The following is a 15,995-nucleotide window of genomic DNA, read 5'->3' as shown; positions in this document are numbered from 1 at the left end:
GCGCTACCGCGCTTGCGGTTGTTGAAGAGAACCTCATGAAAGACACCATTCGCCAGCTGATCCAACAAGCCCTGACCCGACTCGAAACCGAGGGCGTCTTGCCACAAGGGCTGACGCCGGCGATCCAGGTTGAAAACGCCCGGGACAAGACCCACGGCGACTTTGCCAGCAACATTGCCATGATGCTCGCCAAGCCGGCCGGCATGAAACCGCGTGAGCTGGCCGAAAAACTGATTGCCGCCCTGCCTGCCGACGAGCAGATCAGCAAGGTCGAGATCGCCGGCCCCGGCTTTTTGAACTTCTTCCAGAACACTCAGGCGCTGGCCAGCCGCCTCGACGCCGCACTCTCCGACGAACGGTTGTCGGTGCGCAAGGCGGGTGCAGCGCAACGTGTGGTGGTCGACATGTCCGCCCCTAACCTCGCCAAAGAGATGCACGTCGGCCACCTGCGCTCGACCATCATCGGCGATGCAGTAGCCAATGTACTGGGCTACCTGGGCGACACCGTGATTCGCCAGAACCACGTCGGCGACTGGGGCACCCAGTTCGGCATGTTGCTGGCCTACCTGCAGGAAAAGCCCACCACCAGCGACGAACTGTCGGACCTGGAAAACTTTTACCGCGCCGCCAAGCAGCGCTTCGACGAGTCTGAAGAGTTCGCCGACCGCGCCCGCTCGCTAGTGGTCAAGCTGCAGGCCGGCGACGCCGACTGCCTGGCGCTGTGGCAACGTTTCAACGACATCTCGCTGTCGCACTGCCAGAAGACCTACGACCGCCTGAACGTCAACCTCACCCCGGCCGACGTCAAAGGTGAAAGCGCTTACAACGACGACCTGGCCAATGTGGTCAGCGACCTGAAAAGCGCCGGCCTGCTGGTCGAAAGTGAAGGCGCGCAGTGTGTGTTCCTCGAAGAATTCCGCACCGCTGACGACACGCCACTGCCGGTGATCGTGCAGAAAGCCGGTGGCGGTTACCTGTACGCCACCACCGACCTGGCAGCCATGCGCTACCGCAGCAAGGTCTTGCAGGCCGACCGCGTGCTGTATTTCGTCGACCAGCGCCAGGCCCTGCACTTCCAGCAAGTCTTTGAAGTGGCGCGCCGCGCCGGCTTCACCCATCCGGGCATGCAACTGGAACACATGGGCTTCGGCACCATGAATGGCGCCGACGGCCGGCCGTTCAAAACCCGCGATGGCGGCACGGTAAAACTGATCGACCTGCTTGACGAAGCCGAAGTGCGCGCCTATGCCCTGGTCAAGGAAAAGAACCCGGAACTGGACGAGGCCGAACTGCGCAGCATCGCCAAGGCCGTGGGCATCAGCTCGGTGAAGTACGCCGACCTGTCCAAGCACCGCACCAGCGACTACAGCTTCAACTTCGATCTGATGATCAGCTTCGAGGGCAACACTGCACCGTACCTGCTGTACGCCTACACCCGTATCGCCGGGGTGTTCCGCAAGCTCGGCGCGCCGTTCGATGCCAGCCAAGGGCAGATCGTCCTGGAGGCCGAACAGGAGCAGGAACTGGCCGCGCGCCTGGCGCAGTTCGGCGAAGTACTGAACAACGTCGCAGAAAAAGGCACCCCGCATGTGCTTTGCGCCTATGTTTATGACCTCGCGGGCCTGTTCTCAAGCTTCTATGAAAACTGCCCGATCCTGGGTGCACAAACCCCGGAACAACAACAAAGCCGCCTGCGCCTGGCCGCCCTGACCGGACGCACTCTCAAGCAAGGCCTGGAACTGCTGGGCCTGGAAACTCTGGAGCGCATGTAAGTTGGCCGTTGCGAAGAAGAAAGCAGCTCCCAAGCGGGGAGCCAGCCGTTACGAGGCCCCCGCGAAGAAGCCGATCCCAGGATGGGTATGGTTGGCTGTCGGCCTGACGGTCGGCGCCTTCATTGTCTTTCTGATGAAGCTTGAGCCCGGTGGCAGTGAGGTCAAGCGCGAAAAAGCCGAGGCCAAGGCGGCAGCCAAGATCGCCGAGGCCAACAAGACCCCGCCGAGCCCAGCAGCGGTCAAGCCCAAGTACGACTTCTATACTCTGCTGCCCGAGTCGGAAGTCATCGTGCCCAAAGAGGCGGTGCCGGAGAAAACCCCGCCCGCGCCTGCGGTCACGCCAGTCGCGCCGGTCACCCCGGAGCAGGCCGCGAAGATCGACACCGCCCGCGCCCAGGCGGCCCTGAGCGGCCTGACGCCGCCACCCGCGCCACCGGTGGCGACCACCGAAACCAAACCGGCACCGGTCACCCGCTTCTTCCTGCAGGCTGGCTCGTTCCGCAAGCAGGCCGATGCCGAGAAAGTCCGTGCGCAGATCATCCTGCTGGGCCAGACCGCGACCGTAGAGTCCGGTACGGTCAAGGAAGAAACCTGGTACCGCGTACTGGTCGGCCCGTTCAGCAACCGCGACCAGTTGACCACCGCCCAGAAGCAACTGGCTGGCGGCGGCTTCAGCAACCTGCTGTTACAACAGCGCCAGAGCCGCTGAACCGGCAGCTAATAACTGCAAATGCCGGACCGGCTGTAGGACCGGCTTTAGCCGGGAACAATACCGGTTCCCGGCTAAAGCCGGTCCTACGCGCATTGACAGGTTGAAATAGGCTTCGCCATCCCCATATCAGTTTCCATCAGGGCATTTTCGCCCCGCTGCGTGGAGACTCTCCCCTTGACCACCATCGTTTCAGTCCGCCGCCACGGCAAAGTCGTCATGGCCGGTGACGGCCAGGTTTCCTTGGGCAACACCGTGATGAAAGGCAACGCCAAGAAGGTGCGCCGCCTGTACCACGGCCAGGTCATCGCCGGTTTCGCCGGTGCCACCGCCGACGCCTTTACCCTGTTCGAGCGTTTTGAAGCCCAGCTCGAAAAGCATCAGGGCCACCTGATCCGTGCTGCCGTAGAACTGGCCAAGGACTGGCGTACCGATCGCTCGCTCAGCCGCCTGGAAGCGATGCTGGCCGTCGCCAACAAAGATGCCTCGCTGATCATCACCGGCAACGGTGACGTGGTCGAACCCGAAGATGGCCTGATCGCCATGGGTTCCGGTGGCGCCTTCGCCCAGGCCGCTGCCCGTGCGCTGCTGCAGAAAACCGAGCTGCCGGCCCGCGAGATCGCTGAAACCGCATTGCACATCGCTGGCGATATTTGCGTATTCACCAACCACAACATCACCATTGAGGAGCAGGACCTCGCCGAGCAAGCCTGACGGCCTGCCTGCGCTTGAGGACCATTACCACCATGTCCATGACTCCCCGCGAAATTGTCCACGAACTGAACCGCCACATCATTGGCCAGGATGACGCCAAGCGCGCCGTCGCCATTGCCCTGCGCAACCGTTGGCGGCGCATGCAATTGCCTGAAGAACTGCGTGTCGAAGTCACCCCCAAGAACATTCTGATGATCGGCCCGACCGGCGTCGGCAAGACCGAAATCGCCCGTCGCCTGGCCAAGCTGGCCAATGCACCGTTCATCAAGGTCGAAGCTACCAAGTTCACGGAAGTCGGCTACGTCGGCCGTGACGTCGAGTCGATCATCCGCGACCTGGCCGATGCCGCGATGAAGCTGCTGCGCGAGCAGGAGATCATCAAGGTTCGGCATCGTGCTGAAGACGCTGCCGAAGACCGCATCCTTGATGCCTTGCTGCCACCGGCACGTAGCGGTTTCAACGAAGAGCCGGTCTCGACCAGCGATTCCAATACCCGCCAGTTGTTCCGCAAGCGCCTGCGTGAAGGCCAGCTGGACGACAAGGAAATCGAGATCGAGGTCAGCGAGTCGGTGGGTGTGGACATCTCTGCCCCGCCAGGCATGGAAGAGATGACCAATCAATTGCAGAGCCTGTTTGCCAACATGGGCAAGGGCCGCCGCAAGACCCGCAAGCTCAAGGTCAAAGAAGCGCTGAAGATGGTCCGCGAAGAAGAAGCCGGCCGTCTGGTCAACGACGACGAACTCAAGGCCAAGGCCCTTGAAGCCGTCGAGCAACACGGCATCGTGTTCATCGACGAGATCGACAAGGTTGCCAAACGCGGCAATGTCGGCGGCGCCGACGTGTCTCGTGAAGGCGTGCAGCGCGACCTGCTGCCATTGATCGAAGGCTGCACGGTCAACACCAAGCTGGGCATGGTCAAAACCGACCATATCCTGTTCATCGCCTCCGGCGCGTTCCACCTGAGCAAGCCAAGCGACCTGGTGCCCGAGCTGCAGGGCCGTCTGCCGATTCGTGTCGAACTCAAGGCGCTGTCGCCTCAAGACTTCGAACGTATCCTCAGCGAACCGCACGCCTCGCTGACCGAACAGTATCGCGAACTGCTCAAGACCGAAGGCCTGAACATCGAATTCAAGCCAGACGGCATCAAGCGCCTGGCGGAAATCGCCTGGCAGGTCAACGAGAAGACCGAGAACATCGGTGCGCGCCGCCTGCACACCCTGCTCGAACGCCTGCTCGAAGAACTGTCGTTCAGCGCCGGCGACCTGGCCAGCAGCCCGGATGCCGAGCCGATCGAGATCAACGCCGACTACGTCAACAGCCACCTGGGCGAACTGGCCAACGACGAAGACCTGTCGCGCTACATCCTGTAAAAGCCTGTAGGAGCAGCTTTAGCTGCGAAGCATTCAACCGCGAAAGCTTCAACCGCGAATTTTTCGCGGCTGAAGCCGCTCCTACGCTTGTGGCTTGCCGCCGGCCACGCTTAAGCTGACGCCATGAACAAAATCCCCACTGCCATTCAATTGCACAAGGCGTCGAAAACCCTGACGCTCAAATACGCGTCCGGCGAGCAGTACGATCTGCCTGCCGAGTTTCTGCGTGTGCACTCCCCTTCTGCCGAGGTTCAGGGGCACGGCAAGCCGATCCTGCAGTTCGGCAAACTCGGCGTGGGCCTGACCAAGGTCGAGCCGGCCGGCCAGTACGCCCTCAAGCTGACCTTCGACGATGGCCACGACAGCGGCCTGTTCACCTGGGATTATCTCTTCGAGCTGGGCCAGCGCCAGAACGCGCTGTGGGATGACTACCTGCAAGAGCTGAAAAAAGCCGGCAAAGGCCGCGACCCGCACGAACAAGTCGTGCGTCTGATGCTCTGATCGCTTCGCTGACCGCGCAATTTCACAATCAGCGTCTATGCTCCCTGCACCGTTTGCCGTTTTAGTAAGCGGTTTCTAATCTGTTTTGCTTGAATGTGCCGCGCAGCGGCCTATACATGGTGCTGCTTGCGACTATGTGCAATCTCGCGTAACCAATGATTACGGCACATTCACTGCATCGTTTCGACGCAGCGGGAAATGGGTGCTTCTAAAAACGCGGGCAGTTTTTAGAGGCGCCCAATGGGGAGCCAGGACGTAGTGACACGCAGCGCCGCAGTTCAGACGCCCTGCCTGTCATTCGGCATGCCCATCGGGAATCGGCATACCAGGGCGCCTCTAAAAACGTAGGCGAGGCAGTCAGCGCAAGGTAAAAACAGGCAAAGCGCACGACTTTACGGGTTGTAAATGAGCATGCTGAGCCTGTTTTTAACGCAGCGATGACAACGCAGGTCGTTTTTAGCGGTGCCCGAACAGCCATCATCGGTCACACGAGCAGTAGTACCGACTCTTCCAGAGCCACTGCTCAAAGGAAAACCGGTACTCGCCTCAGGACAACGGAGCGTCGTAGATGAGTAGCAAGAACAACGATGACCTGCCGCGCCAGGCTTCTGAACACACACTGGGCCTGAACCCGGTTGTGGGCTTGCGCCGCAAGGACTTACTGACCACCGCGCGCATGGTCATGCGCCTGGCGCTCAGGCAACCGATCCACAGCCTCAAACATGTCGCACATCTGGGGCTGGAGCTTAAAAACGTCGTCATTGGCCGCTCGGGCCTGCAACCGGCCGCTGACGATCGTCGGTTTCAGGACCCGGCCTGGAGTCAGAACCCGCTGTATCGCCGCTATTTGCAGGTGTATCTGGCCTGGCGCAAAGAGCTGCATGATTGGCTCGACGGCAGCAGCCTGACCCCGCAGGACATCAGCCGCGGGCATTTCGTCATCAACCTGATGACCGAAGCCATGGCGCCGACCAATACGGCGGCCAACCCGGCAGCGGTCAAGCGTTTCTTCGAAACCGGCGGCAAGAGCCTGCTTGATGGCCTGTCGCATCTGGCCAAGGACATGGTGCATAACGGCGGCATGCCCAGCCAGGTCAACATGGACGCCTTTGAGGTCGGCAAGAACCTGGGCACCAGCGAAGGCGCAGTGGTATTTCGCAATGACGTGCTGGAACTGATCCAGTACAAGCCGGCCACCGAGCAGACCCATGAACGCCCGCTGCTGGTAATCCCGCCACAGATCAACAAGTTCTACGTCTTCGACCTGAGCCCGGAAAAAAGCCTGGCGCGCTTCTGCCTGGGCAGCAAGGTGCAGACCTTCATCATCAGCTGGCGCAACCCGACCAAGGCTCAGCGCGAGTGGGGGCTTTCGACCTATATCGAAGCGCTCAAAGAAGCCATCGACGTGGTCTCGGCAATCACCGGCAGCCCGGACGTCAACGTGCTTGGCGCCTGCTCGGGCGGCATCACCTGCACCGCGCTGCTGGGCCACTATGCAGCGCTGAACGAGCGCAAGATCAACGCCATGACCTTGATGGTCAGCGTGCTCGACACCACCCTGGAGAACGAAGTGGCGCTGTTCGTCGACGAGCAGACCCTGGAAGCGGCCAAGCGCCACTCGTATCAGTCCGGGGTACTGGAAGGCCGCGACATGGCCAAGGTCTTCGCCTGGATGCGCCCCAATGACCTGATCTGGAACTACTGGGTCAACAACTACCTGCTGGGCAACGAGCCACCGGCCTTCGACATCCTGTTCTGGAACAACGACACCACGCGGCTGCCTGCGGCGTTCCATGGCGACCTGATCGAGATGTTCAAGAACAACCCGTTCACCCGCCCCAATGCACTGGAAGTGTGCGGCACGGCAATCGACCTCAAGCAGGTGACCAACGACATCTTCTGCCTGGCAGGCACCAACGACCACATCACCCCATGGCAGGCGTGCTACCGCTCGGCGCGGCTGTTTGGCGGCAAGACCGAGTTCGTGCTGTCGAGCAGCGGCCATATCCAGAGCATTCTCAACCCGCCGGGCAACCCCAAGGCCCGCTACATGACCAACGAAGAACTGCCGCTCGACCCGATCGCCTGGCAGGAAAACGGCACCAAGCACACCGATTCGTGGTGGCTGCACTGGCAGAGCTGGTTGACCGAGCGCTCCGGCGAGCTGAAAAAGTCACCCGCCAGCCTGGGCAACAAGGCTTATCCAGCCGCAGAAGCCTCGCCGGGCACTTATGTTCACGAGCGCTAGACTTGGTAAAGGCAAGACTACCGGAGCCAGGGATCCTGGCCGGTAGCTGCCATTGCGCAATAAATGATCAGTCGCACGCCAGAGGCCACGCCTCGGTCGGTCTGGGAAAGGCGCAGGACATCTTTCCAGATGTATTAACCAACAGGGCTCCGGCATGCCGCAACCGTTTGTATTTCGCTCCATCGACCTGGACGGCCACACCATCCGGACGGCCGTCAGATCCGGCAAGAGCCATATGGCTCCGCTGCTGATCTTCAATGGCATCGGGGCCAACCTGGAACTGGTGTTTCCGTTTGTCGAAGCGCTGGACCCGGACATGGAGGTGATTGCCTTCGATGTGCCGGGGGTCGGCGGCTCTTCGACGCCCAACCGCCCGTACCGCTTTCCAGGCCTGGCGAAGCTGGCGGCGCGCATGCTCGACTACCTTGATTATGGCCAGGTCAACGTCATCGGCGTGTCCTGGGGCGGCGCGCTGGCCCAGCAGTTTGCCCACGACTACCCCGAACGCTGCAAAAAGCTGGTGCTGGCAGCCACAGCAGCCGGCATGGCGATGGTGCCAGGCAAGCCGCGGGTGCTGATGCTGATGGCCAGCCCACGCCGCTACATCCAGCCATCCCACGTGATCCGCATTGCCCCGGAAATCTACGGCGGCGCGTTTCGCCGTGACCCGCATCTGGCGGCCAATCATGCAGCCAAGGTCCGTTCGTCAGGCAAGTTGGGTTACTACTGGCAACTGTTCGCCGGCATGGGCTGGACCAGCATCCATTGGCTGCACAAGATCCGTCAGCCGACCCTGGTACTCGCTGGCGATGATGACCCGCTGATCCCACTGATAAATATGCGCCTGTTGGCCTGGCGGATACCCAATGCCCAGCTACACATAATTGATGACGGTCATTTGTTCCTGATCACCCGGGCCGAAGCCGTAGCGCCCATCATCATGAGTTTTCTGCAGCAGGAACGTCAGCGTGCGGTCATGCACCCGCATCCCACACCCAATGCGCATTGAACCTGGCCTGCAGACGCCCTGCACGATCAAGGGCGGCCCTGAAAACGCAAGCAAGGCCGTCAGCGCAGCAGGCGCCGGCCAGCAGTTGGTTTTAGAACTGCCCTCATTGCTGATCCGTTGTACCCGCGCGACCTGACAGGACCGTCGAACCGCGCAGAACGGCGCAGCCCTGCCTGCGCCCTGACATTCATTGATGGCTTGACGAAGGAGTGTTGCCCTCATGCGAGAAAAACCAGCGAAGAGCGCCGAGACCACCCCGGCGACCTTCATCAACGCACAAAGCGCGATCATGGGCATGCGCGGCCGGGACCTGATGTCCACCCTGCGCAGTGTCGCCGCCCAAGGCTGGCGCCACCCATTTCGCACCGCCCGGCATGCCTTGGCGCTGGGCAATCAGCTCGGCCGGGTCTTGCTGGGTGAAACGCCGCACCAGCTCAACCCGCGTGACAGCCGCTTCGCTGATCCGACCTGGAGCCTCAACCCGCTGTACCGGCGCGGCTTGCAGGCTTACCTGAGCTGGCAGCATCAGGTCAGACACTGGATCGACGAAAGCGACCTGACCGGCGACGACCGCGCCAGGGCGCATTTCATGTTCAGCCTGATCAACGACGCGCTGTCGCCGTCCAATACGCTGCTCAACCCCTTGGCGATCAAAGAGCTGTTCAACTCCGGTGGCAACAGCCTGGTCAAGGGCCTGAGCCATATGGCCAACGACCTGCTGCACAACAACGGCCTGCCCAGCCAGACCACCAAGGACGCCTTCGAAATCGGCCGCACCCTGGCCACCACGGCAGGCTCGGTGGTCTATCGTAATGAGCTGCTGGAGCTGATCCAGTACAAGCCGATGAGCGAAAAGCAATACACCCGGCCGCTGCTCATCGTGCCGCCGCAAATCAACAAGTTCTATGTCTTCGACCTGAGCCCGACCAACAGCTTTGTGCAGTACGCCCTCAAGAACGGCCTGCAAACCTTCGTCATCAGTTGGCGCAATCCTGATGTGCGCCATCGTGAATGGGGGCTGTCCAGCTATGTCGAGGCCGCCGAACAGGCGATGAATGTCTGCCGCGCCATCACCGGTGCCCGTGAGGTCAATCTGGTCGGTGCCTGCGCCGGTGGTCTGACCATCGCCGCGCTACAGGGTCATTTGCAGGCCAAGCGCCAGATGCGGCGGGTCGCCAGCGCCACTTATATGGTCAGCCTGCTCGACAGCCAGATCGAAAGCCCGGCCACCCTGTTTATCGACGAAGAAACCCTCGAAGCGGCCAAGCGGCGCTCTTATCAGCGCGGCGTGCTTGAGGGCAGCGAGATCAACCGGGTGTTCGCCTGGATGCGCCCCAATGACCTGATCTGGCATTACTGGATCAATAACTACCTGTTGGGCAAGGCTCCGCCACCGTTCGACATCCTCTACTGGAACAACGACACCACCCGATTGCCCGCCGCCCTGCACGGCGACCTGCTGGATTTTTTCAAACACAACCCGCTCAATCATCCCGGCGGGCTGGAGGTCTGCGGCACGCCCATCGACCTGCAGAAGGTCACGGTAGACTGCTTCAGCGTGGCAGGCATCAACGATCACATCACGCCTTGGGACTCGGTCTATCGCTCGACCATGCTGCTCGGCGGCGAGCGGCGCTTCGTACTGTCCAGCAGCGGTCATGTGCAGAGCATTCTCAACCCGCCGGGAAATCCGAAATCCAGCTTCGTCGAAAGTGGCGAACTCACCAGCGACCCGCGTGCCTGGTATTACGACGCCAGACAGCAGGATGGCAGTTGGTGGCCGACCTGGCTGGCCTGGATCCAGGAACGCGCAGGCACCCAGCGTGAAACCCGTATGACGCTGGGCAACGAGAACTACCCGCCGATGGAAGCTGCACCGGGAACCTACGTCCGTGTGCGCTGAACACTACCTCGCCCAAACCTTCAAGAAGACCGGATGAAAACCCGCGACCGAATCCTCGAATGTGCTCTGGAGCTGTTCAACCAACAAGGCGAACCCAATGTCTCGACGCTGGAAATCGCCAATGAGCTGGGGATCAGCCCTGGCAATCTGTATTACCACTTTCATGGCAAGGAGCCGCTGGTGCTTGGCCTGTTCGAGCGATTCCAGGGCGAACTTGCCCCGCTGCTCGATCCGCCCGCCGAGGCAAGGCTGGGCGCCGAAGACTACTGGCTGTTTCTGCACCTGATCGTTGAGCGTCTGGCGCATTACCGTTTTCTGTTCCAGGACCTGTCCAACCTGGCAGGCCGGCTGCCCAAGCTGGGGCGTGGTATCCGACATCTGCTCAACGCACTCAAACGCACCCTGGCATCGTTGCTGGCCCGTCTAAAGTCAGAGGGACAGTTGGTCAGCGAAACCCAGGCACTGGGTAACCTGGTGGAGCAGATCACCCTGACCCTGCTGTTTTCACTGGATTACCAACGCATTCTCGGACGCGACGGCGAAGTCCGGGTCGTGGTCTACCAGATCATGATGCTGGTCGCGCCGCACCTGGTACCGGTATCACGGCAAAGCGTCGAACAACTGGCACTGCATTATCTGGAGCGCTGAGCCAGGCATGCCCGATCTGTCACGGCAAATCGGGCCATGGCCGTAATGCCGCACCGTCAAGGCAGGACAAGCAAGGCAGATAGGTTTCACTGCCTTGCCGCTACCCTGTGGGAGCGAGCAAGCTCGCTCCCACAAATCTCGCCAGCCTTAACTGATCAGCACAAAGCCGTGATCGTCAGGAAGACGGATTGGCCGGTGCCGGGGCGTTGGGCGCCGCAGCCCCCGAAGCCTGAGGCGCTGCTGCGCCACCGGAGCCGCTCTCTGGTTGCGCGGCAGGTTTGTCAGCGGCCTTGGCTGCCGGCTTGCGTGCGGCCGGTTTTTTCGCTGCCGCAGGCTTCTTGGCTGCCGCAGGCTTGGCAGCTGACGGTTTCTTGTCAGCCGGCTTATCCGCTGACTCGGCAACCGACCTGGCTTTGCTGGCGGTGCTCGAAGCGGCTTTGCTGGCCGCCTCGACCGGCTTGGCCGCGGCCTTTTTCACCGCGGGTTTAGCGGCAGTGGCCTTGCTGGCGACCTTGTCTGCCGCCTTGGCTACAGTGCTGGCAGCCGCCTTGACCAATGGCTTGGCCGTGCTACGCGGGGCAGGCTTGGCGGCAGAGATCGCCTTGACCTTGTCACCGGTCAGTTGCTCAATCTGGCGGGTCAGCTGATCGACCTTGTCGTGCAAGGTCTGCACCTCCAACCGGCTCGGTACGCCCAGGCGTGAAATGGCACTGTTGAGGCGCTTGTCGAATGCGCCCTCCAGTTCACTCCACTTGCCCAGCGCCAGGTCCTTCACATCCCCGACACGGGATTTTCCGGCCCTGACCCCGCTTTTAACCTCTTCAAGCTTCTTGTCGGCGTCGACCTTGCTCTCTTGCTCGGCCTTCTCGCCATCTTTGACCAATGTTTCGAAAAGCTTACTGCCGTCATTGCTGACCTTGGAGTAAGCCCCCAAACCAGCCAGCCAGATCTGGCGTGAGTACTTCTCGATCTCGCCGATCCAGGAGCTGCTTTGTTTCTCGGTTTTTTTCTTGCCAGCCATCCCGCTCTCCTTCAGTGATCCGACTCGATACGCTCCAGCTGTTTAGGCTCATGGCGCTCAAGCTTTTTGGGCCCGACACGTTCCAGCAATGCCGTCAGTTCATCGAGCTTAGCAGACAGTGTCTCGACGTCATGCCGGGAGGGGATGCCGATACGATTCAGGCCTCTGGCGACGCGACGATCGAACGCAGTTTCGATCTTGTCCAGTTGCGCCTCGACGCGGCCTTTGACGCCAGAAACCTCGCCTTTGAGCGAATCGATCTCGCTGTTGGCGGCGTCGATTTTCTCGTCGACCACCTTCTTGGCGTCCTTTTCGGCACGCTCACCGGTGCGGATCAGCTCCTTGACGTACTCGGAGCCTTCCTGGTTGGCCTTGGTATAGGCCCCCAGGCCCGCCAGCCAGATCTTGCGGGCGTAGCGCCGCACTTCGGCAAGCGTGCTGTCCTGCTCGGTTTCGATTTCGACTTTCTTTTTCAGAGTGGCCTTGACCATGGTTCACCTCACGCTCGAATGGTTGAAGAGAACATCCTTCGCAAATATGAGGTTCAAGGTAGGCAGAAAAATTAGAAAGCACACCCTAGAAGCCGCCACAAGCAGGTAGGAGCAGCTTTAGCTGCGAAGCCTTCGCTGCTAAAGCTGCTCCTACGGGCTGTTCTCAAGCGGCGAGTTCGCGGTCGAGGATGCGTTCGATCTCGCTCTGGATCGCGCCGCTCATCGGCGACAGGAAAAAGCTCAGCTCGATGACAATGCGCACCAGTTCTTCACCGACGTCGAGGCGGCCTTTGGCACCCTTGCCATGCAGGGCCACGCTGTCGCCGTCCCATTTGTGCTCCAGGCCGTACTTGCTGCTGATTTTTTGCACCAGGTGCTCGGCCTTGGTGCGGGCCTGTTCCAGGCCCAGGGCGTGGGAGCGTTCGACAAGAATCTTCGACATACCAATGTTCCTTGTTTGCGGGGCCAGTTGTCGCGCCACTATAGCAGCGCAGCATGTCGGCCATGCGCCCCGTCAAGACAAAGTCAGTCGTGATGATTAGAATGGAGCGCATTCTATTCCGGTGACAGCGATATGACCGATCAGCGCAAAGACAGCGATGCCGAACCCACCACCCATTTCGGCTACCAGAACGTGCCGCAAAGCCAGAAGGCTGAAAAAGTCGCTGAGGTTTTCCACTCGGTGGCCGCCAAGTACGACCTGATGAACGACCTGCTGTCCGGTGGCATGCACAGGCTGTGGAAGCGCTTCACCATCGAGCTGTCCGGTGTGCGTCCGGGCAACCGGGTGCTGGATATCGCCGGCGGCACCGGCGATCTGGCGCGCAAGTTCTCGCAGCTGGTCGGCCCCACCGGTCAGGTGGTGCTGGCCGACATCAATGCCTCGATGCTCAAGGTAGGCCGTGATCGCCTGCTGGACAAAGGCGTGTCGGGCAATATCGAGTTCGTCCAGGCTGACGCCGAGAAGCTGCCGTTTCCGGATAATCACTTCGATTGCGTGACCATTGCCTTCGGCCTGCGCAACGTGACCCGCAAGGAAGATGCACTGCGTTCAATGCTGCGCGTGCTCAAACCTGGCGGTCGTCTGTTGGTCCTGGAGTTCTCCAAACCGACCAACAAGCTGATGTCCAAGGCCTACGACGCCTATTCCTTCGCGTTCATGCCGGTGATGGGCAAGCTGGTGACCAATGATTCGGAAAGCTACCGCTATCTGGCCGAGTCGATCCGCATGCACCCCGATCAGGAAACCCTCAAGTCGATGATGGTCGACGCCGGTTTCGACCGCGTGACCTATCACAACATGACTTCCGGGGTCGTTGCCCTGCACCGGGGCATCAAGCCCTGATGCTGCTGCGAGGCTTGCTGGCCAGTGCCGAACACGGCATCAACCGGGTGCTGCGCATGGACAGCACCGCGTTGCCACGCCTGGGTGCGCTGAGCGGCACGGTGATTGCCGTGGACTGCCGCGACCCGGCGCTGCAACTGTTCATTCTGCCAAGCGACCAAGGTTTGCTGCTGGCCTCGCAATGGGCGGCGCCCGCCGACTGCACCTTGCGCGCCCCGGCCGCGAGCCTGTTGCGCCTGGCCTTGAGCCAGGACAAGAGCGCCGTGCTGCATGGCCCGAATGTCGAGCTTGATGGCGACAGCGGCATCCTGCTGGAGCTGGCCGGCATTCTTCAGGACCTGGAACTGGACTGGGAGTACGAGCTGTCACGCTGGCTCGGACCGGTCGCCAGCCAGGTACTGGGCAGCCAGCTGCGCAGCCGCGCCCGCTGGACCCGCAGTAGCCTGGCAAGCCTGGGCCAGAATCTGGCCGATTACCTGAGTGAAGAATCACGTACCCTGGTCGGCAAGCATGAAGCCGAAGCGCACTTCAATGAACTGGACCGGATCAAGCTTGATCTGGAACGTCTTGAAGTACGGGTAGCCCGTCTCTCTCAATCATTGACCCCCAGCGATAGCGATAACGCATGAAGTTGCTTGCCGTCCGCCGCCTGTTGCGCATCCAGCGTGTCGTAATCCGCTACCGCCTCGATGACCTGTTGTTTGGCCTGCCGCTGCCTTGGTGGCTGCTGGCAGTACGCTTCGTCCTGCCATGGCGCTGGTTGCCGCGCAAACCCTCGCCCTTGAGCCGGGGCGAACGTCTGCGCCTTGCCCTGCAGGATCTCGGGCCGATTTTCATCAAGTTCGGCCAGCTGCTCTCGACCCGCCGCGACCTGCTGCCCGAAGACATTGCCGACGAACTGATGCTGCTTCAGGACCGGGTCCCGCCGTTCGACCCGAAGCTGTCGGTCCAGCTCATCGAAGAGCAACTCGGCGCGCGGATCAGCGAAGTGTTCAGCCGCTTCGATGTCGAACCGCTGGCCTCGGCCTCGGTCGCCCAGGTGCATGCTGCACGCCTGAAAAGTGGCGAAGAAGTGGTGGTCAAGGTCGTGCGCCCGGGCCTGAAGCCGGTCATCACCCAAGACATGGCCTGGCTGTTCCTGCTCGCCCGTGTTGCCGAACGGGTATCGGCCGACGCGCGCCTGCTGCACCCGGTGCAAGTGGTCAACGATTACGAAAAAACCATTTACGACGAACTCGACCTGCTACGCGAAGCGGCCAACGCCAGTCAGTTGCGGCGCAACTTCGAAGGCTCGCAACTGCTTTATGTGCCGCAGGTGTACTGGGACTGGTGCCGCCCGAAAGTACTGGTGATGGAGCGCATCTACGGCATTCAGGTCACCGACCTGGCGACCCTGGCCGATCAGCGCACCGACATGAAGATGCTCGCCGAACGCGGCGTGGAGATCTTCTTCACTCAGGTATTCCGCGACAGTTTCTTCCATGCCGACATGCATCCCGGCAATATCTTCGTCAGCACCGTCACCCCCTGGAGCCCGCAATACATCGCCATCGACTGCGGCATCGTCGGCAGCCTGACCCCGGAAGACCAGGACTATCTGGCGCGCAACCTGTTCGCCTTCTTCAAGCGCGACTATCGCCGCGTCGCACAACTGCACATCGATTCAGGCTGGGTACCGGCAGAGACCAAACTCAATGAATTCGAGGCCGCGATCCGTACCGTTTGCGAACCGATCTTCGAAAAACCGCTCAAGGACATCTCGTTCGGTCAGGTGCTGATGCGTCTGTTCCAGACCGCACGGCGCTTCAACATGGAAGTGCAGCCGCAACTGGTGCTGCTGCAGAAAACCCTGTTGAACATCGAAGGCCTGGGTCGCCAGCTGTACCCGGACCTGGACCTGTGGAGCACTGCCCAGCCGTTCCTTGAGCGCTGGATGCGCGAGCGGGTCAGCCCCAAAACCCTGTTGGGCAACCTGCAATCGCAGGTCGAGCAGTTGCCACACATCGCCGGCATGACCCGCGACCTGCTGGAGCGCCTGTCCAGGCCGCATGCCAACGATCCACCGCCACCGGGCCGTGAGCGCGGCGACAGCCGTGCCCTGCGCCTGCTCGGCGCGGCACTGCTGACCGGCGGTGCGATCCAGAGTTGGGCGCTGACCGCCGCGGGGACTGCGCTGCCGGGGCTGACCGGCATACCGGCAGGCATCATGCTGGCCGCAGGACTGTATCTGATCGTTCGTCGATAGCCAGCAGCGCGTGGCGCTG

At 61.3% G+C, this 15,995-nt stretch carries 15 protein-coding genes; 12 read left to right on the top strand and 3 right to left on the bottom strand.

Features of this window, described 5'->3' with window-relative positions; all coding sequences use genetic code 11:
• Window positions 1-35: 35 nt before the first annotated feature.
• From argS to PSCI_RS11200, 9 genes are all read left to right on the top strand, one after another.
• A complete protein-coding gene (argS, locus tag PSCI_RS11240) occupies window positions 36-1,772 on the top strand; it encodes an arginine--tRNA ligase (RefSeq protein WP_045486497.1) in 1,737 nt (578 codons plus the stop codon).
• Between the two features lies 1 nt (window position 1,773).
• Entirely contained in the window at window positions 1,774-2,481 is a 708-nt protein-coding gene (locus PSCI_RS11235) for an SPOR domain-containing protein (protein WP_045486494.1), read from the top strand.
• A gap of 177 nt (window positions 2,482-2,658) precedes the next feature.
• Entirely contained in the window at window positions 2,659-3,195 is a 537-nt protein-coding gene (gene hslV, locus PSCI_RS11230; protein ID WP_045486491.1) for an ATP-dependent protease subunit HslV, read from the top strand.
• 32 nt (window positions 3,196-3,227) lie between these two features.
• The gene (gene hslU / locus PSCI_RS11225) at window positions 3,228-4,565 is read left to right on the top strand and encodes an HslU--HslV peptidase ATPase subunit (RefSeq protein ID WP_045486488.1); all 1,338 of its coding nucleotides are present in this window, start codon (window positions 3,228-3,230) and stop codon (window positions 4,563-4,565) included.
• 123 nt (window positions 4,566-4,688) lie between these two features.
• The gene (locus PSCI_RS11220; protein ID WP_045486485.1) at window positions 4,689-5,066 is read left to right on the top strand and encodes a gamma-butyrobetaine hydroxylase-like domain-containing protein; all 378 of its coding nucleotides are present in this window, start codon (window positions 4,689-4,691) and stop codon (window positions 5,064-5,066) included.
• Window positions 5,067-5,634: 568 nt separating this feature from the next.
• Complete coding sequence (phaC, locus tag PSCI_RS11215; RefSeq protein ID WP_045486482.1) at window positions 5,635-7,314, top strand: class II poly(R)-hydroxyalkanoic acid synthase; 1,680 nt, start codon at window positions 5,635-5,637, stop codon at window positions 7,312-7,314.
• A 154-nt stretch (window positions 7,315-7,468) separates the two neighbouring features.
• Complete coding sequence (phaZ, locus tag PSCI_RS11210) at window positions 7,469-8,323, top strand: poly(3-hydroxyalkanoate) depolymerase (protein WP_045486479.1); 855 nt, start codon at window positions 7,469-7,471, stop codon at window positions 8,321-8,323.
• Between the two features lie 220 nt (window positions 8,324-8,543).
• Window positions 8,544-10,226 carry a class II poly(R)-hydroxyalkanoic acid synthase gene (gene phaC / locus PSCI_RS11205; protein ID WP_045486477.1) on the top strand — a complete coding sequence of 561 codons (1,683 nt, stop codon included), beginning with the start codon at window positions 8,544-8,546 and terminating at the stop codon, window positions 10,224-10,226.
• A gap of 33 nt (window positions 10,227-10,259) precedes the next feature.
• Window positions 10,260-10,874, top strand: a complete 615-nt coding sequence (locus PSCI_RS11200) for a TetR/AcrR family transcriptional regulator (protein ID WP_045486475.1) — start codon at window positions 10,260-10,262, stop codon at window positions 10,872-10,874.
• Window positions 10,875-11,049: 175 nt separating this feature from the next.
• Here the strand turns inward: PSCI_RS11200 and PSCI_RS11195 are convergent, their stop codons facing one another.
• The 3 genes from PSCI_RS11195 to PSCI_RS11185 form a co-directional block, all read right to left on the bottom strand.
• On the bottom strand, window positions 11,050-11,895 hold the full coding sequence (locus tag PSCI_RS11195) for a phasin family protein (RefSeq protein ID WP_045486473.1): 846 nt from the start codon (window positions 11,893-11,895) through the stop codon (window positions 11,050-11,052).
• Window positions 11,896-11,906: 11 nt separating this feature from the next.
• The gene (locus tag PSCI_RS11190; RefSeq protein ID WP_045486471.1) at window positions 11,907-12,386 is read right to left on the bottom strand and encodes a phasin family protein; all 480 of its coding nucleotides are present in this window, start codon (window positions 12,384-12,386) and stop codon (window positions 11,907-11,909) included.
• Between the two features lie 163 nt (window positions 12,387-12,549).
• Complete coding sequence (locus PSCI_RS11185) at window positions 12,550-12,828, bottom strand: polyhydroxyalkanoic acid system family protein (RefSeq protein WP_045486468.1); 279 nt, start codon at window positions 12,826-12,828, stop codon at window positions 12,550-12,552.
• A gap of 132 nt (window positions 12,829-12,960) precedes the next feature.
• Here PSCI_RS11185 and ubiE point away from each other — a divergent pair, with 132 nt between their 5' ends.
• From ubiE to ubiB, 3 genes are read left to right on the top strand one after another with little or no spacing between them, the layout of a single operon-like run.
• A complete protein-coding gene (gene ubiE / locus PSCI_RS11180) occupies window positions 12,961-13,731 on the top strand; it encodes a bifunctional demethylmenaquinone methyltransferase/2-methoxy-6-polyprenyl-1,4-benzoquinol methylase UbiE (protein WP_045486465.1) in 771 nt (256 codons plus the stop codon).
• Entirely contained in the window at window positions 13,731-14,360 is a 630-nt protein-coding gene (locus PSCI_RS11175; RefSeq protein ID WP_045486462.1) for a ubiquinone biosynthesis accessory factor UbiJ, read from the top strand. Before ubiE ends, PSCI_RS11175 begins: the two co-directional genes overlap by 1 nt.
• Entirely contained in the window at window positions 14,357-15,976 is a 1,620-nt protein-coding gene (gene ubiB / locus PSCI_RS11170) for a ubiquinone biosynthesis regulatory protein kinase UbiB (protein ID WP_045486459.1), read from the top strand. Before PSCI_RS11175 ends, ubiB begins: the two co-directional genes overlap by 4 nt.
• Window positions 15,977-15,995 lie beyond the last annotated feature (19 nt).

Origin of the sequence: Pseudomonas sp. StFLB209, from assembly GCF_000829415.1 — a bacterium.
Taxonomy (GTDB): Bacteria; Pseudomonadota; Gammaproteobacteria; order Pseudomonadales; family Pseudomonadaceae; genus Aquipseudomonas.
Note: the sequence above shows the minus strand (reverse complement) of the source record. Positions and strands in the feature narration are given on the sequence as shown.